Source organism: Stenotrophomonas sp. YJH_SMC_10 (genome assembly GCF_059371555.1).
In genome coordinates this window covers 172,783-195,772 of sequence record NZ_JCAFUS010000007.1, presented here as the reverse complement: position 1 = coordinate 195,772, position 22,990 = coordinate 172,783, and the positions used below count along the sequence as shown (strand labels likewise).

The window sequence follows — 22,990 nt, the reverse complement described above, 5'->3', positions numbered from 1 at the left end:
CATGCTCGGCTGCTTTTCGTACCGACATCGATGACGTCCGCGCCGTGCTTCGCGCGGCAAGCCGAGCATGGCCCGGCTCTACATGAAGCGCGCAAGCAAAATGCCCCAGCCACGCACCATCCCCGTTATTCCAGGAATACGCCGATGACCGCAGCCGCCGCACCTGCCGTACCCGCTTCCCCCACCCCGCGCTGGCCCGTACGCTACCTGCTTTTCATCGGTGGCCTCGGTGGCCTGCTGTACGGCATCGACATCGGCATCATCGCCGGTGCCCTGCCCTACCTGGAGGCAACGGCCAGCCACGCCTGGCAGCTCAGCAGCCAGCAGCTCGGCTTCGTGGTGGCGGCGGTACTGCTGGGCAGCGTGCTGTCCTCGCTGTTCGCCGGCATGGTCGCCGACCTGATCGGTCGCCGCGGTGCGATGCTGCTGGCCGGCCTGCTGTTCACCGCCTCCATCCCGATCATGGCGCTGGCGTCCGGCTACACCCCGCTGCTGCTGGGCCGCCTGCTTCAAGGCGTCAGCGGTGGCCTGATCGGCGTGGTGGTGCCGCTGTACCTGGCCGAGGTCCTCAGTCCCGAGCGACGTGGCCGGGGTGCGGCAATGTTCCAGCTGCTGCTGACCATTGGCCTGGTGCTGGCCGCACTGATCGGGCTGTACCACGCACATGCGGTGGATGCCGCCGCCGAAGCGGTGCGCTCGCTGCCGCTTGCACAGCAGGCGCAGGAACTGTTCACGGTGAAGGATCATGCCTGGCGCACCATCTTCTGGAGTTGCCTGGCGCCGGGCCTGTTGTTCTGCGCGGGCATTTTCTGGCTGTCCGAATCGCCGCGCTGGCTGGTGCGTCGCGGTCGCATCGACGACGCCCGCCGCAGCCTGCAGCGTGTGCTTCCCAGCGCAGACGTCGAGCCCACGCTGGCCCAGATCCAGGCGCCGGAATCGAGCAGCAGCGACGGCAGGCGCGACCCCCTGCTCAGCCGCCGCTATGTGGTGCCGTTCCTGCTGGCCTGCGTGGTGCTGGCCTGCACCCAGGCTACCGGCATCAACTCGGTGCTGGCCTACGCGGTGAACATCCTCAACCAGGCCGGCCTGTCCGGCTCGGTCGCCAACGGCGCCGACGTGGCAATCAAGCTGCTCAACGCGGTGATGACCGTGGTCGCCCTGCTGCTGGTCGACCGCAAAGGCCGCAAGTTCCTGCTGATGCTCGGCAGCGGCGGCATCTGCGTGGCGCTGCTGGCCGCCGCCACCCTGTTCTTCCAGGCCGAGCGCGGCCGTGCCGACGTGCAGCCGCAGCTGCAGGCGGCGGTCAGCGGCGACGGCCTGCAGCTGGTGCTGGACGACGCGCAGTGGCAGCGCCTGGGCAATGGCATCGACAGCCAGGGCCGGCCGATGCAGCTGACCGTGTCGTACGCCTATGGTGACTTCACCAATGTGCGGGCCCTGCGCAGCGACAACCTGACTGATCGCGAGCTGCGCATCGAGCGCGCCGGCACCGTGCAGGCCGACAGCGTGATCGGTGCCTTCTTCCGCAAACTGCATCTGAACCCGTTTGCCGACCCGGCCAGTGCCGCGCAGGCACCGCTGCGCATCGAGCAGGCCCGTATCGGCCCGGTACCGCCGCCGGCCCATGGCTGGGCGGTCGCTGCCTGCATCCTGGTGTTCGTCGCGTTCTTCGCGGTCGGCCCCGGCGTGTGCGTGTGGCTGGCGCTGTCAGAACTGATGCCCAACCGCATCCGCTCCAACGGCATGAGCATCGCCCTGCTGATCAACCAGTTCGTGTCGACCACCATCGCCGCGATCTTCCTGCCGACGGTGGGCCACTACGGCTACGCCAGCATGTTCGTGTTCTGGGCGGCGTGCACCTTCGTGTTCTTCCTGGTGGCCGCGTTCTGGCTGCCGGAGACCAAGGGCAAGTCACTGGAGGAGATCGAGGCACGGTTCGCACGGTAGCGGTCGACCTTGGTCGACCTCCGCGCGTAGCGCGGTGGTGTTGGCGCGCCCGTCACTGACCGGTGATGTGCCTGGCCAGCGCCTGCGCCTCGGCAACGCTCGGCAGCCCGCTCAGCATCATCGATGCCCCGAACGGGCCTTTCACCGTCGCCACCATCAGCACGCGCCCATCCACGCTGATCGCCGCTCGCTGGCCGACCAGTGCTGCCGTGCCATCGTGGATGCGCTGGTGCGCTTCGGGTCGATAGCGGATCTGCAGGCCAGGTTGCTTGTCCTGATCCAGCACGTAGCGCACATCGGCGATGTCGGCGCTGCCGGCAATCGGCGGCTCGCGCAGGGCCAGGGTTTCACCTTGCCAGCGCGCCGGAGTGCCGTTGCCGGCCGCATCGACCGCGCTCAGGCGCACGTCCACACCGGCGCGCGGCGGGTGATCCTTGCCGCCGGTCAGCGCGTGCGGAAGGCCACCCGGCGCGCAACCGCTCAGGGCCAGTGCCACCCCCAGCAACAACGAGGGCACCGCCCTCATTTCAGCTTCCGCAGCTTGAACGCCACCAGCACCTGCAGCAGTCCGTACAGCAGGCTGCCAATGCCGATCCACAGCGTGGTCACTGCCACGCCTGCATACGGATTGGCCGCGAACAGCAGCCCCAGCACCACTGCCAGCACGCCGCTGAGGATCAGCAGCCACTCGCCCTGGATCTGCTTGCGCACGCGGATCGCGAAGACGATGCGATAGATGCCGGCCACCAGCAGCCATGCCGCCAGGAACAGCACCAGCACGCTGGCGGTGGCCAGCGGGTTGATCACCGCCAGGATGCCGAAGCCCAGCGAGGCGATGGCATACAGCGCCAGCCAGCCGCGCGAGGCACCGCTGCCGCCGCTGATCAGTGCGAACAGACTGATGACGCCTTCGATGATGGCCATCACGCCCAGCGTCCAGGCCAATGCCATGGCTGCGGACAGCGGCCAACCGATGGCGATGATGCCGAAGCCGAGCGCGACCAGGCCATACAGCAGCAGGATCCACCAGCTACGGCCAACCGCCGACAACAAGGGAGACAGGGGGGAATTCATGGCCACTCCTTCGATCCGGAATCGGCTTCATCCTAGCCCGTTGCGATGAAGGGAGCGATCACGGCACCCGCGCGCACACCCACACCCGCACCTCTTCGGCGCCCACGCAGCGCAGGGTTTCGGCGATTTCCGTTACCGTGCTGCCGGTGGTCATCACGTCGTCGACCACCGTCAGACGCGTAGACACCGGACCGTGGACATCGAACGCGTCGAACAGGTTTTCCCTGCGCTGTTCGGCCGTGCGTTCGGACTGCGGCGCTGTGTGCCGCCGCCGGTACAGCCCCCGCCAGACCGGCAACGGCAGCAGCCGGCACAGCTCGGCAGCCTGGTTGTAGCCGCGCTGGCGCAGGCGCCGGCGGTGCAGCGGCACCGGCACCAGCGGCGGGCATGACCAGGGCGGTGGTGCGCGCTGCATCAACTGCGCCAGCAGGCGACCAGCCGCCAGGTCCTGATGGAACTTGTAGCGCAGCAGCAGCTGGTCCACCGGCGGCAGGTACAGCAGGCTGGCATGCGTGGCCGTCTGCGGCGGTGCTTCCTCGCGGCAGCTGCCGCAGACGATCAGGGCCGCGTCCGGCAACGGCAGCGCACAACGCAGGCAGGCACGACCGGCCCAGGGCAGTTCGGCAAGGCAGGCGCGGCACAGATCGAGATCATCATGGCCCGGATCGCCGCAGACCAGGCAGCGGAGTGGCAGCAGGATGCCCAGCAGTGCGCGGGAGACACGGGTTGCCGAATGCAGGAGATCAATACGCATCCCCCATGCTTCATCGCGCACCCACGTGCGGCCATCGGCGAAGGACCGATGGCAGTGTCGGGGCTGCCCGCAACAGCGGAGGGTGCTGCCGATCAGGAAGGGCGTTCGCCCTGCCCAGGCCCGGTTGATGCAACGGCCGACGCCAGCAACACCTCCGCCAGCCCACGGTAGATCGGCACCCGGCATACCAGCCCGGACACGCCCCGCGCGATCAGCACCGTGGCCAGGATCGGCAGCAGCAGATCACCACTATCGGTCAGCTCCAGCGAGATCACTGCCGAGGTCAGCGGTGCCTGGGTGACGCCGGTCAGGTAGGCACACATGCCCAGCAGCACGAACGCACGCGGATCCACGCCCGGCATCAGCACCGCCAGGTTGTGGCCCAGTCCCGCACCGACCGCCAACGCCGGCGAGAACAGGCCGCCGGGAATACCGGCCACGTACGATGCGAGGTTGGCCAGCAGCTTCATCAACCCGAACTCGTGGCCGACCATCGCCTGCCCCTGCACCAGGCTGCGCGCCTGCTCGTAGCCGGTACCGAACGCGCCGCCGCCGAAGGTCAACGCCAGCGCCACCACCACCAGGCCGCAGCCTGCCGCCAGCAGCACCGGATGCCGCTGCCGCAGCTGGCCCAGCCAACGCGGGCGGCCCGCCGCACTGGCCAGCACCGCGCGCGCGAACAGGCCGCCCAGCAACCCGGCCACCACGCCGCACAGCAGGATCGCCAGCCAGCCCTGTCCCAGCGGCAACCGCGCGCTCACATGGCCGAAGTAGGTGTAGTTGCCAAGCAGGCCCAGCGACACCACGCCACCGACGATCACCGCGGTCAGCAGGGTGCCGGAGAACCGATGCTCGAAACGGCCGCTGAGCTCCTCGATGGCGAAGACGATGCCGGCCAGCGGCGTGTTGAACGCCGCCGCAATGCCCGCTGCACCACCCGCCAGCAGGAAGTGCGAGAGCTCGCGTGGATCCTTGAAGCCGAACCAGCGGCCGAACAGGTACATCAGGCTGGCACCCACATGCACGGTCGGGCCCTCGCGGCCAACGGACGCGCCACCGAGCAGCGACAACGAGGTCAGCAGCAGCTTGCCGGCTGAGACCGCAGGCGAAAGATTGGTCTTCCGGAAGGGCTCATCGGGCTTGTCCAACGCAGCGATGACCTGCGGAATGCCGCTGCCCCGCGTGGGTTTCAGCACACCGGACGTGAGCCAGGCCAGCAGCGCGAAGATGCCGGGCGTTAACAGCAGGGCCCACCATGGCGAGTGCGCGGTGATGCGCTGGAACAGATGGAAGGCCGCGTCGCTGGCCTTGGCGAACAGGATGGCCACCAGCGCTACGGCCACAGCGCCGCCCCAGAGCGCGGCACGACGGCGCCAGGCTTCGCTGAGAACCAGCGCGGTGATGCGGCCGCGGAGGCGATGGAGATCGGTCATGGGGCACAGTCTGCGCGCCAGCGCTTGCGTTGGGCAGCGGCTATTGTGGCTGCAGGCCTTGCAGGATGCGGTGAAACGCGCAAGTGCGGGTGCTCGCCGATAGCACCTGCCGTGTGCAGATACCTACGCGTGCAGACGCTCCCGCCACCGGCGCTTCTCCACCGCACGCACGTTGGGCTGCTGCCGCAGCCACTCCAGATATCGCTGCAGATGGGCCAGCTCGTCATCAGCCGGATCACCGGTGAACTCACGCACCTCGACCAGATTTCCGTAGTTTCTGGCGTACTTGCCGGGCGTGTCATCGATACCGATCATCTGCTCCAAACGGAAGCCGTGGCGCTTCAGCTTGCCCAGCCGCTTCTGCGAGGTGTAACCGCCGGTTTCCCAATCACGGGCCATGCTGCACCGCGGCGCGGACCACAGGAACGCCAGCGGACGCCCCGGCATCAGCCGGTCCACCAGCGGTTCGGCGTACAGTTGCCCGGACGACGTCCACACACCCACCGTGAAATGGGCAAACGCATAGTCGAGGAATGCCTGCAGATGGGGCCGCAGGTAGACGTGGTAGCCGACGAGGCGGAAATCCGCGGGTCGCTCCAGTTCACGCTCGCTGGCATGCACCAGCGTCTCATCCAGATCGAGTATCAGCAGCTTTCCGCCCTGCATCGTGTCCGGTTCCATGCGCATCCTTCTTTCATTGCCTTAGCTGCCTCCATCTTCTGGATGGACTTCAGCATGTGTCCTTCCAGCAGGTAGATGTAAGCACAGTTCCAACGAGGTCCTGGTTGGCGCAAGCCTACTGCCGGATGCGCACTTCGCAGCAGCCCATCCGCGTGAGGTCGCCCTGCGCCTGCAACACGCCCCGTTCCACCAGCATGCGTACACGCTGTGCATAGAACACATCGGGAATTTCCGATCGGCACTTCGGTTGCAGCGACATGACCATGCCCACAATGTGGGCGATCTTTCGGAACTGCCCGTCGCAGAGGGAGAACAGCTGCTCATCGATCGAGGCGATGTCCTCGTTGGTCAGCGCGGCGATGTTCTGCCGCGCCTGGTCAGTGAGATGGACATCGTTGTCGGAGCGCTCGTCCGTATCGCGCAGGCAGCCATTGATGGCCAACAGGCGAACCAGCACATAGTGGCCGAAAGCCTCGAGCTCCTCTTTCGGCAACGTCGCCGGATCGAGCTGCCCTGCCGGGTAATCCTTGAAGGTCACGAAGACGTGGTTCTTCCACTGCCCTGGCGTGTCGGACTGGCGCAGATCATCCAGCACCACGCGCAGGCCGCCGTCGGGCAGTTCGGCAAGACTGCACAGGACGGCATCACGGCGGGGCGGGTAGGTCTGATAGCTGTCCAAGCGAAACTCGCGAATCCGTACGCAGCAGCAAACGTACACCGCAGAGTGTCGTTTTAGCACCCTTTTTACACCGTAAACTACGAAATAGGAAATTTGGTTGACAGGCCGAGGGCGCCCACCCACACTGCCGCCCTCGCTCCACTCGTACCCAAGGTCCCGCCATGGCTGCTGCCATCCGCCACGACTGGCAACACGACGAACTGCAGGCGCTGTTCGATCTGCCGTTCCCCGAGCTGCTGTTCCGCGCCGCCGCGGTCCATCGCGAGCACTTCGACCCGTCGCAGGTGCAGGTGTCCACCCTGCTGTCGGTGAAGACCGGCGGCTGCCCGGAAGACTGCGCGTACTGCCCGCAGGCACAGCGCTACAGCACCGGGGTGAACGCGCAGAAGCTGATGGACACCGACGCGGTGCTGGCCAAGGCACGCCAGGCCAAGGCCGCTGGCGCATCGCGCTTCTGCATGGGTGCCGCGTGGCGATCGCCGAAGGACCGCGACATCCCGAAGGTGGCGGCGATGATCGCCGGGGTGAAAGCACTGGGCCTGGAGACCTGCGCCACGCTGGGCATGCTCAGTGGCGAACAGGCGCGCGCGTTGAAGGACGCCGGCCTGGACTACTACAACCACAACCTCGACACCGCGCCGGATTACTACGATTCGATCATCCACACGCGCCAGTACCAGGACCGCCTGGACACGCTGGAGCACGTGCGCGATGCCGGCCTGAAGACCTGCTGCGGCGGCATCGTCGGCATGGGCGAGACGCGCCCGCAGCGCGTCGGCCTGCTGCTGGCACTGGCCACGCTGCCGGCGCATCCCGATTCGGTGCCGATCAACAAGCTGGTGCAGGTGGCGGGCACGCCGCTGCATGGCAGTGCCGAACTGGACCCGTTCGAGTTCGCGCGCATGATCGCGGTGGCGCGCATCGCCATGCCGCGCTCGATGGTGCGGCTGTCGGCCGGTCGCGAGGCGATGAGCGACGAACTGCAGGCGCTGTGCTTCGTGGCCGGTGCCAACTCGATCTTCTACGGCGACAAGCTGCTGACCACCGGCAACCCGGAGAGCGAACGCGACCTGGCCCTGTTTGCGCGGCTGGGGCTGCAGCCGATGGCGGTGCAGGTGGATGCCGAGGGCCACGACCACGGTGGCACCGTGCACGCCGATATCAGCGCCGAAGCGCCCGCCTGTGGCTGCGCTCACGCGACCTGAGACGGGCCGCAAGCAGGCGTCGCGGCAACGCGCTACCCTAGCCGCCCCGTCGCTGCATTCAGCCGCCATGGCCCGCCCCGACCTGACCGCCCGCCTCCACGCCCAGCGCGCCCTGCGCGATGCCCAAGGCCGTCGCCGCACGCGGCGCACGGTCAGCCGCCGTGATGGCGTCCGCCTGGAGGTGGACGGCCAGTGGCTGACCGGCTTCTGCAGCAATGATTACCTGGGCCTGGCCCAGCAGTTCAGCGTGGTCAATGCGTTGCAGGATGCAGCGGCGCGCGAAGGCGCCGGTGCCGGCGCCTCGCACCTGGTCTGCGGCCACCACGCCCTGCACGACGCGCTGGAACGCGAAATGGCCGAGTGGCTGGGCTATCCGCGTGCACTGCTGTTCGGCAGTGGCTTCGCCGCCAACCTGGCCGTGCAGCAGGCGCTGCTGAGCGAAGAGAACGACGTCTGCGTGCAGGACAAGCTCAACCACGCCAGCCTGCTCGATGCGACGCGGCTGGCCGGGGCACGCCTGCGCCGCTATCCGCACCTGGATGCCGAAGGCGCGATGCGCCAGCTCAAGCATGCGCCTGACGGTGCGGCGATGCTGGCCACCGACGGTGTCTTCAGCATGGACGGCGACATCGCACCGCTGCGCGCATTGTCGCTGGTGGCGCGCCTGCAGCAGGCGCTGTTCTATGTGGACGATGCGCACGGCGTGGGCGTGGTCGGTGACGGCCGCGGTGCCGTGGCCGCCGCCGGACTGGGCGTGGACGATGTGCCGCTGCAGCTTGTCACGCTCGGCAAGGCACTGGGCGGTTCCGGCGCGCTGGTGCTGGGCCGCGACGACCTGGTCGAACACCTGGCCGAAACCGCACGCCCGTACATCTACACCACTGCGATGCCACCGCCGCTGGCCGCCGCTGCACTGGAAGCGGTGCGCCTGGCGCGCCGTGACAACTGGCGCCGTTCGAAACTGACCGACCTGATCGCGCTGTTCCGCGGCGAAGCGCGCCGCCACGGACTGGACCTGATGGCCTCGGAAACGCCGATCCAGCCGCTGCTGTGTGGTGACGATCATCGCGCCATGGCGATGTCCAGGACACTGGAACAGGCCGGTTGGCTGGTCGGCGCGATCCGCCCGCCCACCGTGCCCGAAGGCAAGGCACGCCTGCGCGTCACCCTGTCCGCGCTGCACACCCCCGAGCAGGTGCGTGGCCTGGTGGAGGCCATCGCCAGCGCGCGCGACCGCGTGGACCTGGCGATGCGCGACGCCGCGCCGCCGCCATTGCCTGTCTTTGCCTGAGCCTGCTGTCGTTTTCCCATGCATATCGATGTCACCGGCCAGGGGCCGGACCTGGTACTGATCCATGGCTGGGCCCTGCAGGGCGGTGTGTTCGCGCCGCTGGTGCAACGCCTGGCCGACCGGTTCACCCTGCATTGCGTTGATCTGCCGGGCCATGGCCACAGCCGCGAAGACACCACGCCGTTGCGCCTGCCGTTCGTGGTCAACGCCATTGCCGCAGCCACGCCGCCGGCGGTGTGGTGCGGCTGGTCGCTGGGCGGCCTGTTCGCGCTGCACGCCGCCGCGACACTGCCGAAGGTGCGTGGGCTGGCGATGATCGCGGCCACGCCACGCTTCGTGCGTGGCGATGACTGGCCGCATGCGGTGGAGCCGGCGGTGTTCGAGCAGTTCGGGCGCGAGCTGGCCACCGACTTCGGTGGCACCCTGGAACGCTTCCTGGCGCTGGACGTGATGGGCTCGGCGCACGCCCGCGAGGAGCTGCGCACGCTGCGCCAGCACCTGGTCGAGCGTGGCGCGCCCAGCGAACGCGCCCTGCTGGAAGGCTTGCGCCTGCTGGAGAGCACCGACCTGCGCGGCGCGCTGCCGACGTTGGCCAGGCCCAGCCTGTGGATCGCCGGCCAGCGTGACCGGCTGGTGTCTCCGGCGGCGATGCAGGCCGCCGCGGCACTGGCCCCGGGTGCACAGGCACTGACCATCGCCCATGGCGGCCACGCGCCGTTCCTCGGCCATGCCGACGAGGTAGCCAGCGCCCTGCAACACTTCGTTGCCGGCCTGTCACCGGTCGATGGCGGACAATGAGTCCCCTCCGAATTCCGCAGGATTGACGCATGGATCTGGGTATCAACGGCCGCTGGGCACTGGTCTGCGGCGCAAGCAAGGGGTTGGGCCTGGGCTGCGCGCGGGCGCTGGTGCGCGAGGGCGTCAACGTGGTGATCGTGGCCCGTGGTGAGGCAGCGCTGCAGGCCGCAGCCGAAGGGCTGCGCGCCCTGCCCGGCGCGGCGGAGATCCGCGCGGTCGCCGCCGACGTCACCACCGAGGCCGGCCGTGCCGCGGCGCTGGCCGCATGCCCTCAGGTGGACATCCTGGTCACCAACGCCGGCGGCCCACCGCCCGGCGACTTCCGCAGCTTCGAGCGCGATGACTGGATCGCCGCACTGGACGCCAACATGCTGGCGCCGATCGCGCTGATCCGCGCCACCGTCGACGCGATGATCGCGCGTGGCTTCGGTCGCATCGTCAACATCACCTCGTCGGCAGTGAAAGCGCCGATCGACATCCTGGCGTTGTCCAACGGCGCGCGCAGCGGCCTGACCGGCTTCGTCGCCGGTCTGTCGCGCCGTACCGTCGCGCACAACGTCACGATCAACAACCTGCTGCCCGGCCAGTTCGACACCGACCGCCTGCGCGCCAACTTCGCCCACAGTGCGGGCAAGGACGGCAATGCTGCGGAAGTGGCCGAACGCCGCCGCCAGCAGATCCCCGCCGGCCGCTTCGGCACGGCGGACGAATTCGGCGCCGCCTGCGCCTTCCTGTGCAGTGCGCAGGCCGGTTACCTCACCGGGCAGAACCTGCTGATCGACGGCGGCGCCTACCCCGGTACGTTCTAAGAGACTTCGCAATGCCGTCCCACTTCGATGCCCGCCACGTCCGCCGCGCGTTCGCGCGTGCCGCCAGCAGCTACGACGCCGCCGCCGCCCTGCAGCGCGAGGTGCAGTCGCGGCTGATCGAATCGCTGGACTACCTGGAGGCGCGCAAGCCCGAGGTCGTGCTGGACATTGGTGCGGGCACCGGCCACGCCAGCGCGCTGATGAAGAAGCGCTGGCCGAAGGCGCAGGTCATCGCGCTGGACGTCGCATTGCCGATGCTGGACCAGGCCAAGCGCCAGGCCGGGTGGTGGAAGCCGTTCCAGCGCCTGTGCGGCGACGCCGCCGCGCTGCCGCTGGCCGACAACAGCGTGGACGTGATCTTCAGCAACCTGTGCCTGCAGTGGGTGGACGACCTGCCGGCGGTATTCGCCGGGTTCCGTCGCGTGCTCAAGCCCGGGGGCCTGCTGTTGTGCTCCACCTTCGGCCCGGACACGCTGGTGGAACTCAACGAGGCCTTTGCGGCCGCCGATGACCGCCCGCACGTAAGCCGCTTCGCGCAGATCGCCCAGTTCGGCGATGCGCTGATGATGGCCGGCTTCCGCGACCCGGTGCTGGATCGCGACCTGTTCACCCTGACCTACGACGACCTGCCCTCATTGATGCGCGAGCTGCGCGCGATGGGCGCGACCAATGCGCGGGTGGACCGCCGCCACACGCTGACCGGACGTGGCCGTTTCGCCGCAGCGGCAGCGGCGTACGAACCGATGCGCCGCGCCGACGGCAAGCTGCCCAGCAGCTGGGAAGTGATCTACGCCCACGCCTGGGCACCAGACCCGGGCGCACCGATCCGCGAAGGCGGGCATGACGTCGCCTCGGTGCCGGTGTCGGCGATTCCGATCCGGCGCAAGCAGACCTGATCGCCCGGTCGTGCCGGCCGCTGGCCGGCACCTCATGATTCCCCGGTGGACCTCTGCCGGCCAGCGGCCGGCACTACCTCATGCCACGCCGTACGCAGGGTTGGCACGCACCAGACCCGCGCCGTGTCGGCGGCAGATCGCCCGGTAGTGCCGGCCGCTGGCCGGCAACCTCACGATTCCCTGGTGGACCTCTGCCCCCCAGCGGCCGGCACGACCGCATGCCACGCCGTACGCAGGGTTGGCACCCACCAGATCCGCGCCGTGTCGGCGGCTGATCGCCCGGTAGTGCCTGCCGCTGGCCGGCAAACTCACGATTCCCTGGTGGATCTCTGCCGGCCAACGGCCGGCACTACCACATGCCACGCCGTACGCAGGGTTGGCACCCACCAAACCCGCGCCGTGTCGGCGGCTGATCGCCCGGTAGTGCCGGCCGCTGGCCGGCAACCTCACGATTCCCTGGTGGATCTCTCCCGGCCAGCGGCCGGCACTACCACATGCCACGCCGTACGCAGGGTTGGCACCCACCAGATCCGCGCCGTGTCGGCGGCTGATCGCCCGGTAGTGCCGGCCGCTGGCCGGCACCTCATGATTCCCTGGTGGACCTCTGCCGACCAGCGGCCGGCACGACCGCATGACACCCGCCCAGAACAGGCTTCCGCGCTCAGGTATTGGCCGGCGAGCTCAGCGGCGGGCGCACCAGGTCGCGGTGGAAGAAATAGATCTCCTGCACCAGGAAGCGCCAGCTGGTGTGGAAGCTGCGGAAGCGCGTGCTGGGCGTGGACGAGGCCAGCGCATCAATGCCCAGCGCCCTGCTCAACCGCAACGCGCGCGCCATGTGCAGCGGATCGCTGACGATGATCACCCGGTGCAGGTCGCGCTGGTCCATCAGTCGTTTGGCTTCCACCAGGTTCTGCACGGTATTGCGCGAGGCAGTCTCGATCAGGATCGCATCGTCCGGCACGCCATGCTTGAGCGCGTAGCGCCGCGCCACCTGCGACTCGGAAAAGCGCGCGCCGGTGCCACCATAGCCGCCGGTGAAGATCAGCAGCGGCGCGTAGCGGGCTTCGTACAGGTCCAGGCCGTGGCGGATGCGCTCCTCGAATACCGGTGACGGCTTGGCGTCATAGGCCGCCGCACCCAGCACGATGATGGCGTCGGCCTTGGCCGCCTGGTCGCGCTCGCCGACCCAGACGATCCAGGCGGTCACGCCCAGCAGCCAGATCACCAGCACCACGAACAGCCGCCACAGCCAACCCAGCAGGCCGGTGCGGGGGCGGTGCCGATCGCGGCTCATGCCGCCCCCCAGCGCAGTGCGGGCAGGTCGACGTTGCCGCCGGACAGCACCAGGCCCACGCGCAGGCCCGCGAACCGCTGTGGTTGCGCCAGCACGGCGGCCAGCACGGTCGCCGAGGACGGCTCGACCACCTGCTTGAGCACGTCCCACAGCAGGCGCATCGCGGCCATCGTCGCCGCGTCATCGACCACGATCACCTCGGCGTTGGCGTTGCGCAGCAGTTCGAAGTTGGGCGCGCCGACCAGGGTACGCAGGCCGTCGCAGATCGTGTCCGGGGCGAACGCGCCCTGGCGCTCGCCCGCGGCCAGCGAGCGCGCGGTGTCGTCGGCACCGGCCGGTTCGGCCAGCACCAGCCGGGTCTGTGGACTGGCCAGCTGCAGGGCCAGCGCGGTACCGCTGGCCAGGCCGCCCCCTCCGACCGGGACTACCAGCACGTCGAACGGACCGTCGCTGTGCAGCAGCTCCAGGGCCGCGGTGCCCTGCCCGGCCATCACCGCCGGGTCGGTGTACGGGTGGACCAGTGACGCGCCGGTATCGGCCTGCACTCTGGCGCAGGTGGCCTCACGGTCGGCGATGGTCGGCGGGCAGCGCCAGAGCGTGGCGCCATGGCGGGCAATGTTGGCCAGCTTGGCCGCGACCGCGCCTTCCGGCACCACCACGTGGCACGGAATGCCGCGGGTGCGCGCCGCCAGCGCCAGCGCGGCGCCGTGGTTGCCGGACGAATGGGTAACCACGCCGGCACTGGCGCGATCGGCATCCAGCGACCACACCGCGTTGCAGGCGCCGCGGAACTTGAATGCGCCGCCGCGCTGCAGGTGCTCGGCCTTGAAGGCCAGCTGCGCGCCGGCCAGCGCATCGAGCGTGCGCGAGCGCAGCACCGGGGTCACGCTGGCGTGCGGCGCGATCCGCGCAGCGGCAGCCAGGACATCGTCGGCACGGGGCAACAGTGAATCGCTCATGACGCAAGATTAACGTATGCCCCCGCGCTGGCGACCCCGGCACAGGTCATGCCAGCATGAGGGCCTTCGCCTCCATTCATCCTGGCCAGTGAAGTTAAGGGCAGATTCAATGCCTGCGCACGAAGCTGGCAGCACAACCCGTCCTCTGGGGGGACCCACCATGAAAACGCGCCTGATGCTTGCCGGTGGCCTGCTGCTGGCCCTGACCGGCTGCACCACCTACGACTATGTCGGCGGTGGCCGCAGCGGCGGCTACTACCACGGTGCGCCGTCGGTGGAGTACCGCTACCCGGCCGGTTATCCCTACAACTACGGCTACCCCTACTACGGCGGTTATGGCGGCTACTACGGCGGCTATGGCAACCCGTACTACTCGCGCCCGATCTACCGCCCGCCGCACAACCACCGTCCGCCACCGCGCCCACCCGGCAACGGCGGCGAGAACCGTCCGCCGCCGCCGCCGCCGCCGCGGCCGTCGTACAACGGTGGTTCGCCGTGGCGGAACATGGACTCGATGCGTCGCCCGCCGCAGTCGAACATCCAGCCGTCGGCACCGCCACCGCCGGCCCGTCCGGCTCCGGCGCCGAGCGCGCCGAGGATGAACGGTTCCCCGTGGCGCAACATGGATCGTGGGACGCAGCGCACAGTTGAGCGCTGAACCGTCTTGCATTTCACCCGGTCCAGGTTGCACTCTACGGAACCGGTGACGGCCCGCGTCACAAAGTGACAAAAGCGACACGGGCCGCCGCAAAAAGCTCTACGTCGATATCCGACAGGAACATCTGGATCCCCCCTGTTCCGGCCCTGTCGGATGTCGGCACCTCTGAAGACAGACGGCCCCGCACTGCGGGGCCGTTTGTTTCTGGGGCACGTTGTTCTGGTGCCGCCGCCACGGCATCCACGCATGGCGTGGATCCACCCAAGGCCCGTCATCAGTAGATCCACGCCATGCGTGGATGGAGCTCTCCGGACAGCCTCCAGAAAAAACAGGGCCGGACAGTCCCCCGACTGCCGGCCCCCTGCTTCCCCACCGTGCGCCTGTACCGGCCCCTGTTCCAATTCCGGTCACGGGCGCCTGCGGCGCCAGCCACGGTGGGTGCTATTGGGTTATCTGCAAAAATCCTGCCAACTTTAGCGCTGATTTCGGCGCCGGCCGGCCGACGCCCACGTCCGGGCCCCGAATGGCGCTAAAATCGCCACCCCTGCGCCGGCCCCGGCCGCGCCCGCCCCAGCTGAACAGCCCCCATGAACCCGTCCTTCCATCGTTACGACGTCATCGTCATCGGCGGTGGCCACGCCGGCACCGAAGCCGCGCTGGCCGCGGCCCGTACCGGCGTGCGCACCCTGCTGCTGACCCACAACATCGAAACGGTGGGCGCGATGAGCTGCAACCCGGCCATCGGCGGTATCGGCAAGGGCCACCTGGTCAAGGAAATCGACGCCCTGGGTGGTGCGATGGCGCATGCCGCCGACCGTGCCGGCATCCAGTGGCGCACCCTCAACGCCTCCAAGGGCCCGGCCGTGCGCGCCACCCGCTGCCAGGCCGACCGCAACCTGTACCGCATGGCGATCCGCGCCATCGTTGAAGGCCAGGCCAACCTGACCGTGTTCCAGGCTGCCGTCGATGACCTGGTCATCGAAGGCGACGCCGTGCGCGGGGTCATCACCCAGACCGGCCTGCGCTTCGATGCCGAGGCCGTGGTGCTGACCGCTGGCACCTTCCTGGCCGGCAAGATCCACGTCGGCCCGACCCAGTACGCCGCCGGCCGCATGGGCGACCCGCCGGCCACTACGCTGGCGGCGCGCCTGCGCGAGCGTCCGTTCCAGGTCGACCGCCTGAAGACCGGCACGCCGCCGCGCATCGACGGCCGTTCGCTGGACTACAGCGTGATGGACGAGCAGCCCGGCGATTCGCCGCGCCCGGTGATGTCCTTCCTCGGCTCGGTGGACGAGCATCCGCAGCAGGTCAGCTGCTGGATCACCCACACCACCGAACAGACCCACCAGATCATCCGCGACGCGCTGCACCGCTCGCCACTGTACAGCGGCCAGATCGAAGGCATCGGTCCGCGCTACTGCCCGTCCATCGAGGACAAGGTGGTGCGCTTCGCCGAGAAGGCCAGCCACCAGATCTTCGTCGAACCCGAAGGCCTGGGCATCGTCGAGATCTACCCCAACGGCATCTCCACCTCGCTGCCGTTCGACGTGCAGCTGGAGATGGTGCGCAGCATCCGCGGCTTCGAGAACGCGCATATCACCCGCCCGGGCTACGCGATCGAGTACGACTTCTTCGATCCGCGCGGGCTGAAGGCCTCGCTGGAAACCAAGCTGGTCAACGGCCTGTTCTTCGCCGGCCAGATCAACGGCACCACCGGCTACGAAGAGGCCGCTGCGCAGGGCCTGCTGGCCGGTCTCAACGCTGCGCGCCAGGTGCGCGGGCTGGACGGCTGGTGCCCGCGCCGCGACGAGGCGTACCTGGGCGTGCTGGTGGATGACCTGATCACCCACGGCACCAACGAGCCGTACCGCATGTTCACCAGCCGCGCCGAGTACCGCCTGCAGCTGCGCGAGGATAATGCCGACCAGCGCCTGACCCCGGCCGGCCGCGAAATGGGCCTGGTGGATGATCACCGCTGGAGCGCGTTCGAGACCAAGCAGGCCGCCGTCGCCGCCGAGCGCGCGCGCCTGGGCGCGCTGTGGGCGACCCCGGCCAATGCACTGGGCCGCGAGGTACAGGACACGCTGGGCGTGGCGGTCAGCCGCGAAACCAACGTGCTGGACCTGATCAAGCGCCCCGAACTGGATTACGCGCAGCTGATGCAGGTGCCGTCACTGGGCCCGGCGGTGGCCGACGCCAAGGTGGCCGAGCAGGTGGAGATCGGCGTGAAGTACGCCGGCTACCTGGACCGCCAGCGCGAGGAGATCGAGCGCCAGCAGCGGCATGAAGCCACGCCGATCGCCGAAGGCTTCGACTACGCCACGGTGCGCGGGCTGTCGGCCGAAGCGCTGCAGAAACTGGAGCGCGTGCGCCCGCAGACCATCGGCCAGGCGCAGCGCATCCCGGGCATGACCCCGGCGGCGATCTCGCTGCTGCTGGTGCACCTGGAGCGTGCCCGCCGCGGACGCGTGGCGTAAGCGGTCGCACCTGCTTCTGGTGGGTGCCGACCAAGGTCGGCACCTACCAAGGCCTCCCGCCCCGGTAGATCCACGCCATGCGTGGATGAAGGCCTTTATGCCGACCCAGGTCGGTACCCACCGGAGCGGAAGACACACCCACATTGGCGGGCGCGTTACCGTGCGTCCGCGCCACCGCCCAGCACCTTGAACAGCGTCACCCGGTTTGCCGCTTCCTGCTGCTGCAGCGCGATCAGGTCCTGCTGCGCGGCAAACAGGCTGCGCTGCGCATCCAATGCCTGCAGATAGCCGTCCAGCCCGGTGCGGTAGCGCGCCTCGGCCAGCGTGTAGCTGCGCTGGCTGGCGGCGACCAGTGCCCGTTGTGCCTCCATCTGCGTGCCCAGGTGATCGCGCGTGGCCAGGGCATCGGCCACTTCAGTGAAGGCCTGCTGGATCGCCTTCTGGTACTGCGCGATGCCGATGTCCCTGCCGATCTTCGAGGCATCCAACGATGCCTTCAGCGCGCCGGCGTGGAAGATCGGTGCGGTGATGCTGGGCGCGAACGACCAGCCGCGGGTACCGGCCGAGAACAGCGACGACAACGCGGTGGAACTGTGGCCGTAATTGGCGGTCAGCGTCAGCGTCGGGAAGAACGCGGCGCGCGCGGCGCCGATATCGGCGTTGGCCGCCTGCAACGCGTGCTCGGCCGACAGCACGTCCGGGCGCTGCAGCAGCACGCTTGAGGGCAGGTTGGCAGGCAGCGGTGCCAGCGCCACGCTGCCGTCCAGTGCCTGCGCGCCGGGCAGCAGTGCCGCCTCCAGCGGCGCGCCCACCAGCAACTGCAGCGCATCACGATCCTGCGCCTGCTGGGCCTGCAGCCTGGCCAGCGCGCCGCGCGCGGCGTCCACGCGGGTCTGCACCTGCGACAGGTCCAGGCCGGAGGCCAGGCCCTGGGCATGGCGGGCTTCGGTGCGCTGCAGGGTCTGCTGCTGGCTGTCCAGGGTCTGCCGGGTGAACGCCAGCGACTGTTCGTCGGCCGCCAGCGCCAGCCAGGCCGTGGCCACTTCAGCCACCAGGCTGGTGCGCGCGGCACGCTGGTTCTCGGCGCTGGCCAGCCAGTTCTGCAGGGCCTCGTCCTTCAGGCTGCGGATGCGCCCGAACAGGTCCAGCTCCCAACTGCTGATCCCCACCTGCACGGCATCGGATTCGGTCACCTGGGTAGCGCCGGTTTCGCTGTTGGCATCACTCACCCGCGCACGGGTGACGCTGCCGCTGGCGTCCACCGACGGCAGCAGCGCCGCGCGCTGGATGCGGTACTGCGCGCGTTCCTTCTCCACCTGCAGCACCGCCACGCGCAGGTCGCGGTTGTTCTGCAGCGCCAGCGCGATGACCTGCTGCAGGCGCGGTTCCAGGAACAGGTCGCGCCAGGCCGGCATCGCCAGTACCGGTTCGGCCGCGCCGGTAGCGGCATTGCCGAACTGCGCCGGCACCGGTGCCTCGGGACGCTGGTAGTGCGGGGCCATGCTCACGCAGCCGCCCAGCACGGTGGTCATCGTTGCGGCCGCCAGGGCGCGCAGCAGCATCGGCTTCATGGGCTTGCCTCCGGGGCAGTGGGGTCGGCCGGCGCGCGGCCCGGGAACAGGCGGCGCACCAGCAGGTAGAACAACGGCACGAAGAACATGCCCAGCACCATCGAGGCGACCGTACCGCCGGCCACGCCCGTGCCCAGCGAACGGCGCGCGGCCGAACCGGCGCCGGTGGCGAACACCAGCGGCAACACGCCCATCAGGAACGCCAGCGAGGTCATCACGATCGGCCGCAGCCGCAGGTAGACCGCCTGCAGGATTGCGTCGCGGGTGTTCCTGCCCTGCTGTTCGAGGATGCGCGCGAACTCGACGATCAGGATGCCGTTCTTCGCTGCCAGGCCAATCGTGGTCAGCAGGCCGACCTGGAAGTACACGTCGTTGTTGAGGCCACGCAGGTTCATCATCAGCACGGCGCCGAACACGCCCACCGGCACCGCCAGCATCACCGCGAACGGCACCGCCCAGCTTTCATACAGCGCGGCCAGGCACAGGAACACGAACAGCAGCGAGATGGCGTACAGCATCGGCGCCTGGTTGCCCGACAGCTGTTCCTGGTAGGCCATGTCCGACCAGGCATGGCTGAAGCCTTCCGGCAGCGTGTCGGCCAGGCGCGCGATCTCGGCCATCGCCTCGCCGGAACTGACGCCCGGTGCCGGCTGGCCGGTGATCTCCATCGCCGAGACGCCGTTGTAGCGTTGCAATGCGGCCGGGGCACTGGTCCAGTGCGCGCTGACCAGCGACGACAGCGGCACCATCTGCCCAGCCTGGTTGCGCACGCTCCAGCGCTCGATGTCCTGCGGCTGCATGCGGGCTTCGGCCGTGCCCTGGATGAACACCTTCTTGATGCGGCCCTTGTAGATGAAGTTGTTGACGAAGTCGCCACCCAGCGCTGCGTTCAAGGTGTCGTTGATGTCCTGCGGATTCACGCCCATCGCCTGCGCCTTGGCGTCGTCCACCTTCACCGCATACACCGGCGCGTCTTCCAGGCTGGCGTAGCGCACGTTGACCAGCTTCGGGTCGCTGGCGGCCTTCTTCAGCAGTGTGTTGCGCGCGGCCACGGCGGCGGCATGGCCGGCACCGCCTTCGTCCTGCAGTTCCAGGGTGAAACCGCCAGCATCGCCCAGGCCGAGGATCGCCGGTGGCGAGGTGATGAACACCTGCGCATCGGGCACACTGGCCATGGCCCGGGTGAGTCGTGCGGCAATGGTGTCGGCGTCATCCTTGCGGTCGTCCCAGTCCTTCAGGCGGATGAACGCCTGGCCCACGTTCTGGCCGCTGCCGGTCACACTGAAACCGGCGGTGGCCTGGATCGACAGCACGCTGTCGTCCTGCACTGCCGCCGCACTGAGGCGGTCCATCACGGCACGGGTCTGCTCCAGCGTGGACCCGGCCGGCAGCTTCACCAACGCGTTGAGCATGCCCTGGTCTTCATCGGGCAGGAACGCGCCCGGCAGGTGCCACAGCAGCAGGCCGGTGGCCACGCTCAGCACCAGATAGAACAGGACGCCCAGCGTGCGCCGGCCGAGGAAGCGGTCGACGCGATGGCGCAGGCCGTTGGAGGTGCGCTCGAAGCGATGGTTGAACCAGATGAAGAACTTGCCCAGCAGGCTGGGTTCGCCAGCGGGGTCGCCATGCGGATGGCCGCCCTTGGGAATCGGGTGCAGGATGCTGCCGCACAGCGCCGGGGTGATGGTCATCGCCACCAGCACCGACAGGATCATCGCGGCGGCGATCGTCACCGAGAACTGGCGATAGATCACGCCGGTGACACCGCTGAAGAACGCCATCGGCAAGAACACCGCGGTCAGCACCAGCACGATGCCGACCAGCGCGCCGGTGATCTGGCCCATCGCCTTCAGCGTGGCCGGCTTCGGTGCCAGCCCTTCGAAGGTCATCACCCGCTCCACGTTCTCCACCACCACGATGGCGTCGTCCACCAGCAGGCCGATGGCCAGCACCAGCGCGAACATGGTCAGGGTATTGATCGAATAGCCGAAGGCGGCCAGCACGCCGAACGTGCCCAGCAGCACCACCGGCACCGCGATGGTCGGGATCAGCGTGGCCCGCCAGTTCTGCAGGAACAGGTACATCACCAGCACGACCAGCGCGATCGCCTCGATCAGGGTGATCACCACTTCCTTCAGCGAGATGGTCACGAACGGCGTGGTGGTGAATGCCACGTGGTAGGTGTAGCCGTGCGGCCAGTACTTCTGCAGCTGCTGCAGCCGTGCCTCGACGGCCTTGGACACGGCGATGGCGTTGGCACCGGCATTGAGCTCGATGCCCAGCGAGGCCGACGGCTTGCCGTTGAACGTGCTGATGCTGTCGTAGCTTTCCGGCCCCAGGCCGATCGTCGCCACGTCGCCCAGGTGCACCACGCTGCCATTGGCATCGGCCTTGAGCACTACCTGCGCGAACTGCTCGGGGGTGTGCAGGCGGCTGCGTGCGGTGACCGTGGCGTCCAGCTGTTGGCCCTTCAGTGCCGGCTGGCCACCCAGCTCACCGGCCGATACGTCGGTGTTCTGCGCCTGCAGGGCGGTCTCGATGTCCGACGGCATCAGTGCGTACTGCCGCATCTTCTCCGGGTCCAGCCAGATGCGCATGGCGTATTCCTGGCCGATCGGCTGGATGTTGCCGACGCCGCTGACACGGCTGATCTGGTCATCGATGCGCGCCTCCATGAAGTTGGCGACATCGAAGTTGTCCATGCTGCCGTCTTCGCTGGTGAACGACAGCACCTCGAAGATCGAGCCACTGGACTTGGTGATGGTCAGGCCGTTCTGCTGCACCGCCTGCGGCAGCGTGGCCATCGCGGCCTGCAGCTGGTTCTGCACCTGCACCTGCGCGGTGTCCGGGTTGGTGCCGGTGGCGAAGACCAGGTTGACCTGCGCCGAGCCATCGGAGGCACTGGTCGAGGTCATGTACATCAGGTGGTCCAGGCTCTGCTGGGACTGCTCGATGACCTGGGTGACCGCGTTTTCCACGGTCTGCGACGAGGCGCCGGTGTAGGTGGCGCGGATGGTGATGGTGGGCGGGGCGATCTGCGGGTAGCGGTCCACCGGCAGGATCAGGATCGCGAGCAGGCCGAGCAGGCTGACCGCGATGGCGATCACCCAGGCGAAGATCGGCCGGTCGATGAAGAAACGAACCATGCGCGGCAGGCCTCAGTGCGACTTTTCGTCGGTGTTGCCGTTCGGGTCGACCGCCGGCATCGCCGCCAGCTGCGCCGTGGTGGCGGCCACCGGCTTCACCTGCTGGCCCAGCGATACCGCACTGCCGTTGCTGACGATCACCCGCTCGCCGGCCTTCAGGCCCTGGGTGATCTGCCACTGGTTGCCCACCACCTGGCCGGTGCTGACCCGGCGCTCGACCACGTGGTCCCTGGCATCGAGCAGGCGCAGCAGCGGCTCGCCGCGCTCATTGCGCAGCACCGCCTTCTGCGGCACCAGCAAAGCGCGCGCATCGGTGGCCATCGGCAGCACCGCCTTCAGGTACATGCCCGGCAGCAGCAGGCCCTCCGGGTTCGGAATGACCGCGCGCAGCACCACGTTGCCGGTGCCCGGATCGACCGCGCTGCCGACGAACTCCAGCGTGCCTTCATGGGCATAGCTGCTGCCGTCCTCCAGCAGCACCTTCACCTGGGCCTTGCCGTCGATGGCCTTCACCAGGCCGGCATCGAGCTGCTTGCGCAGCGCCAGCATCTGCGTGCTGGACTGGGTCACGTCCAGATAGACCGGGTCCAACCGTTGAATGGTCGCCAGCGCGGCATCCTGGCTGGCGGCAACCAGCGCGCCGGCGGTGACGCTGGAGGTACCGATGCGGCCGTCGATCGGTGCGGTCACCCGGGTGTAGTCGAGGTTGATGCGGGCGGCCTGCAGTGCAGCGCGCGCAGCAATCACGTTGGCCTGCGCCTGCTTCAGCGCCGAGGTGGCATCGTCGGCATCCTGCTTGCTGGCCGCATCCATGCCCAGCAGCGCGCGGGTGCGCTCGGCCTTGGGCTGGGCCGACAGCACGCTGGCCTCGGCCTGCGCCAGTTGGCCACGGGCGGTATCGAACGCAGCCTGGTACGGCGCCGGATCGATCTGGTACAGCAGCTGGCCGGCCTTGACCTGCTGGCCTTCGGTGAACAACCGCTGGCGGACCAGTCCGCCGACCTGCGGCCGCACCTCGGACAGCTCGAACGGCACCGCACGGCCGGGCAGGGTCTGCTGCAGTGACAGCGGCTGCGCGCGGGCGGTGATGACGCCCACTTCGGGAGCAGCCGGAGGTTCGGTCCGGCCCGCCGAGCAGGCCGCCAGGGCCAGCAGCAGGGGCAACATCAGCGGACGGGGGGAGCGGGACAGCGGGCGCAGGAATGACATGGGGGGGCGTGGGGCCTTGCGTTGACCCGTGCACGCTGCCGTGAAAGTGTGCAGAGAATATGGAGATTGTGCGACCGGCTCAGCGGGCGCTTGCTTTCGGCGCCGCATG

The 22,990-nt window shown here is 68.8% G+C and carries 19 protein-coding genes; 8 read left to right on the top strand and 11 right to left on the bottom strand.

Features of this window, described 5'->3' with window-relative positions; all coding sequences use genetic code 11:
* Positions 1-144 precede the first annotated feature (144 nt).
* Positions 145-1,947, top strand: a complete 1,803-nt coding sequence (locus AC5P9C_RS11600) for an MFS transporter (RefSeq protein ID WP_074725746.1) — start codon at positions 145-147, stop codon at positions 1,945-1,947.
* 52 nt (positions 1,948-1,999) lie between these two features.
* On the opposite strand, the gene AC5P9C_RS11595 is transcribed toward AC5P9C_RS11600, so the two are convergent.
* From AC5P9C_RS11595 to AC5P9C_RS11570, 6 genes are all read right to left on the bottom strand, one after another.
* Entirely contained in the window at positions 2,000-2,473 is a 474-nt protein-coding gene (locus AC5P9C_RS11595) for a SecDF P1 head subdomain-containing protein (protein WP_343540758.1), read from the bottom strand.
* Complete coding sequence (locus AC5P9C_RS11590) at positions 2,470-3,021, bottom strand: HdeD family acid-resistance protein (RefSeq protein WP_014648758.1); 552 nt, start codon at positions 3,019-3,021, stop codon at positions 2,470-2,472. The genes AC5P9C_RS11595 and AC5P9C_RS11590 overlap by 4 nt, the downstream gene beginning before the upstream one ends.
* Positions 3,022-3,079: 58 nt before the next feature.
* Entirely contained in the window at positions 3,080-3,775 is a 696-nt protein-coding gene (locus AC5P9C_RS11585; protein ID WP_343540754.1) for a ComF family protein, read from the bottom strand.
* A gap of 92 nt (positions 3,776-3,867) precedes the next feature.
* On the bottom strand, positions 3,868-5,208 hold the full coding sequence (locus AC5P9C_RS11580) for a chloride channel protein (protein WP_343540752.1): 1,341 nt from the start codon (positions 5,206-5,208) through the stop codon (positions 3,868-3,870).
* Positions 5,209-5,331: 123 nt separating this feature from the next.
* The gene (locus AC5P9C_RS11575; protein WP_197591042.1) at positions 5,332-5,889 is read right to left on the bottom strand and encodes an HAD family hydrolase; all 558 of its coding nucleotides are present in this window, start codon (positions 5,887-5,889) and stop codon (positions 5,332-5,334) included.
* Between the two features lie 115 nt (positions 5,890-6,004).
* On the bottom strand, positions 6,005-6,568 hold the full coding sequence (locus AC5P9C_RS11570) for a DUF3658 domain-containing protein (RefSeq protein WP_049468842.1): 564 nt from the start codon (positions 6,566-6,568) through the stop codon (positions 6,005-6,007).
* Positions 6,569-6,729: 161 nt separating this feature from the next.
* Between AC5P9C_RS11570 and bioB the strand changes: the two genes are divergently transcribed.
* The 5 genes from bioB to bioC all read left to right on the top strand — a co-directional run bounded on the left by bioB (position 6,730) and on the right by bioC (position 11,567).
* Complete coding sequence (gene bioB / locus AC5P9C_RS11565; protein WP_343540750.1) at positions 6,730-7,773, top strand: biotin synthase BioB; 1,044 nt, start codon at positions 6,730-6,732, stop codon at positions 7,771-7,773.
* 67 nt (positions 7,774-7,840) lie between these two features.
* On the top strand, positions 7,841-9,064 hold the full coding sequence (bioF, locus tag AC5P9C_RS11560; protein WP_343540748.1) for an 8-amino-7-oxononanoate synthase: 1,224 nt from the start codon (positions 7,841-7,843) through the stop codon (positions 9,062-9,064).
* 18 nt (positions 9,065-9,082) lie between these two features.
* A complete protein-coding gene (bioH, locus tag AC5P9C_RS11555) occupies positions 9,083-9,862 on the top strand; it encodes a pimeloyl-ACP methyl ester esterase BioH (protein ID WP_057493941.1) in 780 nt (259 codons plus the stop codon).
* Positions 9,863-9,891: 29 nt separating this feature from the next.
* Positions 9,892-10,671, top strand: a complete 780-nt coding sequence (locus AC5P9C_RS11550) for an SDR family oxidoreductase (RefSeq protein WP_057493942.1) — start codon at positions 9,892-9,894, stop codon at positions 10,669-10,671.
* 11 nt (positions 10,672-10,682) lie between these two features.
* On the top strand, positions 10,683-11,567 hold the full coding sequence (gene bioC / locus AC5P9C_RS11545; protein WP_049468835.1) for a malonyl-ACP O-methyltransferase BioC: 885 nt from the start codon (positions 10,683-10,685) through the stop codon (positions 11,565-11,567).
* Between the two features lie 661 nt (positions 11,568-12,228).
* Here the strand turns inward: bioC and AC5P9C_RS11540 are convergent.
* A complete protein-coding gene (locus AC5P9C_RS11540; RefSeq protein WP_057493981.1) occupies positions 12,229-12,873 on the bottom strand; it encodes a YdcF family protein in 645 nt (214 codons plus the stop codon).
* On the bottom strand, positions 12,858-13,820 hold the full coding sequence (locus tag AC5P9C_RS11535; RefSeq protein ID WP_057493943.1) for a pyridoxal-phosphate dependent enzyme: 963 nt from the start codon (positions 13,818-13,820) through the stop codon (positions 12,858-12,860). The genes AC5P9C_RS11540 and AC5P9C_RS11535 overlap by 16 nt, the downstream gene beginning before the upstream one ends.
* A 160-nt stretch (positions 13,821-13,980) precedes the next feature.
* Here AC5P9C_RS11535 and AC5P9C_RS11530 point away from each other — a divergent pair, with 160 nt between their 5' ends.
* Positions 13,981-14,478, top strand: a complete 498-nt coding sequence (locus AC5P9C_RS11530) for a hypothetical protein (protein WP_057493944.1) — start codon at positions 13,981-13,983, stop codon at positions 14,476-14,478.
* Positions 14,479-15,065: 587 nt separating this feature from the next.
* Complete coding sequence (gene mnmG, locus AC5P9C_RS11525; RefSeq protein ID WP_049460939.1) at positions 15,066-16,955, top strand: tRNA uridine-5-carboxymethylaminomethyl(34) synthesis enzyme MnmG; 1,890 nt, start codon at positions 15,066-15,068, stop codon at positions 16,953-16,955.
* 155 nt (positions 16,956-17,110) lie between these two features.
* Here mnmG and smeC read toward each other — a convergent pair whose 3' ends face one another.
* The 3 genes from smeC to smeA are packed head-to-tail and all read right to left on the bottom strand — an operon-like array spanning position 17,111 to position 22,881.
* Complete coding sequence (gene smeC / locus AC5P9C_RS11520; protein ID WP_343540743.1) at positions 17,111-18,526, bottom strand: multidrug efflux transporter outer membrane subunit SmeC; 1,416 nt, start codon at positions 18,524-18,526, stop codon at positions 17,111-17,113.
* Positions 18,523-21,672, bottom strand: a complete 3,150-nt coding sequence (smeB, locus tag AC5P9C_RS11515; protein ID WP_343540740.1) for a multidrug efflux RND transporter permease subunit SmeB — start codon at positions 21,670-21,672, stop codon at positions 18,523-18,525. Before smeB ends, smeC begins: the two co-directional genes overlap by 4 nt.
* Positions 21,673-21,684: 12 nt before the next feature.
* The gene (gene smeA, locus AC5P9C_RS11510) at positions 21,685-22,881 is read right to left on the bottom strand and encodes a multidrug efflux RND transporter periplasmic adaptor subunit SmeA (RefSeq protein ID WP_414615191.1); all 1,197 of its coding nucleotides are present in this window, start codon (positions 22,879-22,881) and stop codon (positions 21,685-21,687) included.
* Between the last annotated feature and the right edge of the window lie 109 nt (positions 22,882-22,990).

Coding starts and splice junctions, on each gene's coding strand:
- AC5P9C_RS11600 (WP_074725746.1), top strand. CDS start 145: ATGACCGCAGCCGCCGCACCTGCCGTACCCGCTTCCCCCACCCCGCGC.
- AC5P9C_RS11595 (WP_343540758.1), bottom strand. CDS start 2,473: ATGAGGGCGGTGCCCTCGTTGTTGCTGGGGGTGGCACTGGCCCTGAGC.
- AC5P9C_RS11590 (WP_014648758.1), bottom strand. CDS start 3,021: ATGAATTCCCCCCTGTCTCCCTTGTTGTCGGCGGTTGGCCGTAGCTGG.
- AC5P9C_RS11585 (WP_343540754.1), bottom strand. CDS start 3,775: ATGCGTATTGATCTCCTGCATTCGGCAACCCGTGTCTCCCGCGCACTG.
- AC5P9C_RS11580 (WP_343540752.1), bottom strand. CDS start 5,208: ATGACCGATCTCCATCGCCTCCGCGGCCGCATCACCGCGCTGGTTCTC.
- AC5P9C_RS11575 (WP_197591042.1), bottom strand. CDS start 5,889: ATGGAACCGGACACGATGCAGGGCGGAAAGCTGCTGATACTCGATCTG.
- bioB (WP_343540750.1), top strand. CDS start 6,730: ATGGCTGCTGCCATCCGCCACGACTGGCAACACGACGAACTGCAGGCG.
- bioF (WP_343540748.1), top strand. CDS start 7,841: ATGGCCCGCCCCGACCTGACCGCCCGCCTCCACGCCCAGCGCGCCCTG.
- bioH (WP_057493941.1), top strand. CDS start 9,083: ATGCATATCGATGTCACCGGCCAGGGGCCGGACCTGGTACTGATCCAT.
- AC5P9C_RS11550 (WP_057493942.1), top strand. CDS start 9,892: ATGGATCTGGGTATCAACGGCCGCTGGGCACTGGTCTGCGGCGCAAGC.
- bioC (WP_049468835.1), top strand. CDS start 10,683: ATGCCGTCCCACTTCGATGCCCGCCACGTCCGCCGCGCGTTCGCGCGT.
- AC5P9C_RS11535 (WP_057493943.1), bottom strand. CDS start 13,820: ATGAGCGATTCACTGTTGCCCCGTGCCGACGATGTCCTGGCTGCCGCT.
- AC5P9C_RS11530 (WP_057493944.1), top strand. CDS start 13,981: ATGAAAACGCGCCTGATGCTTGCCGGTGGCCTGCTGCTGGCCCTGACC.
- mnmG (WP_049460939.1), top strand. CDS start 15,066: ATGAACCCGTCCTTCCATCGTTACGACGTCATCGTCATCGGCGGTGGC.
- smeC (WP_343540743.1), bottom strand. CDS start 18,526: ATGAAGCCGATGCTGCTGCGCGCCCTGGCGGCCGCAACGATGACCACC.
- smeB (WP_343540740.1), bottom strand. CDS start 21,672: ATGGTTCGTTTCTTCATCGACCGGCCGATCTTCGCCTGGGTGATCGCC.
- smeA (WP_414615191.1), bottom strand. CDS start 22,881: ATGTCATTCCTGCGCCCGCTGTCCCGCTCCCCCCGTCCGCTGATGTTG.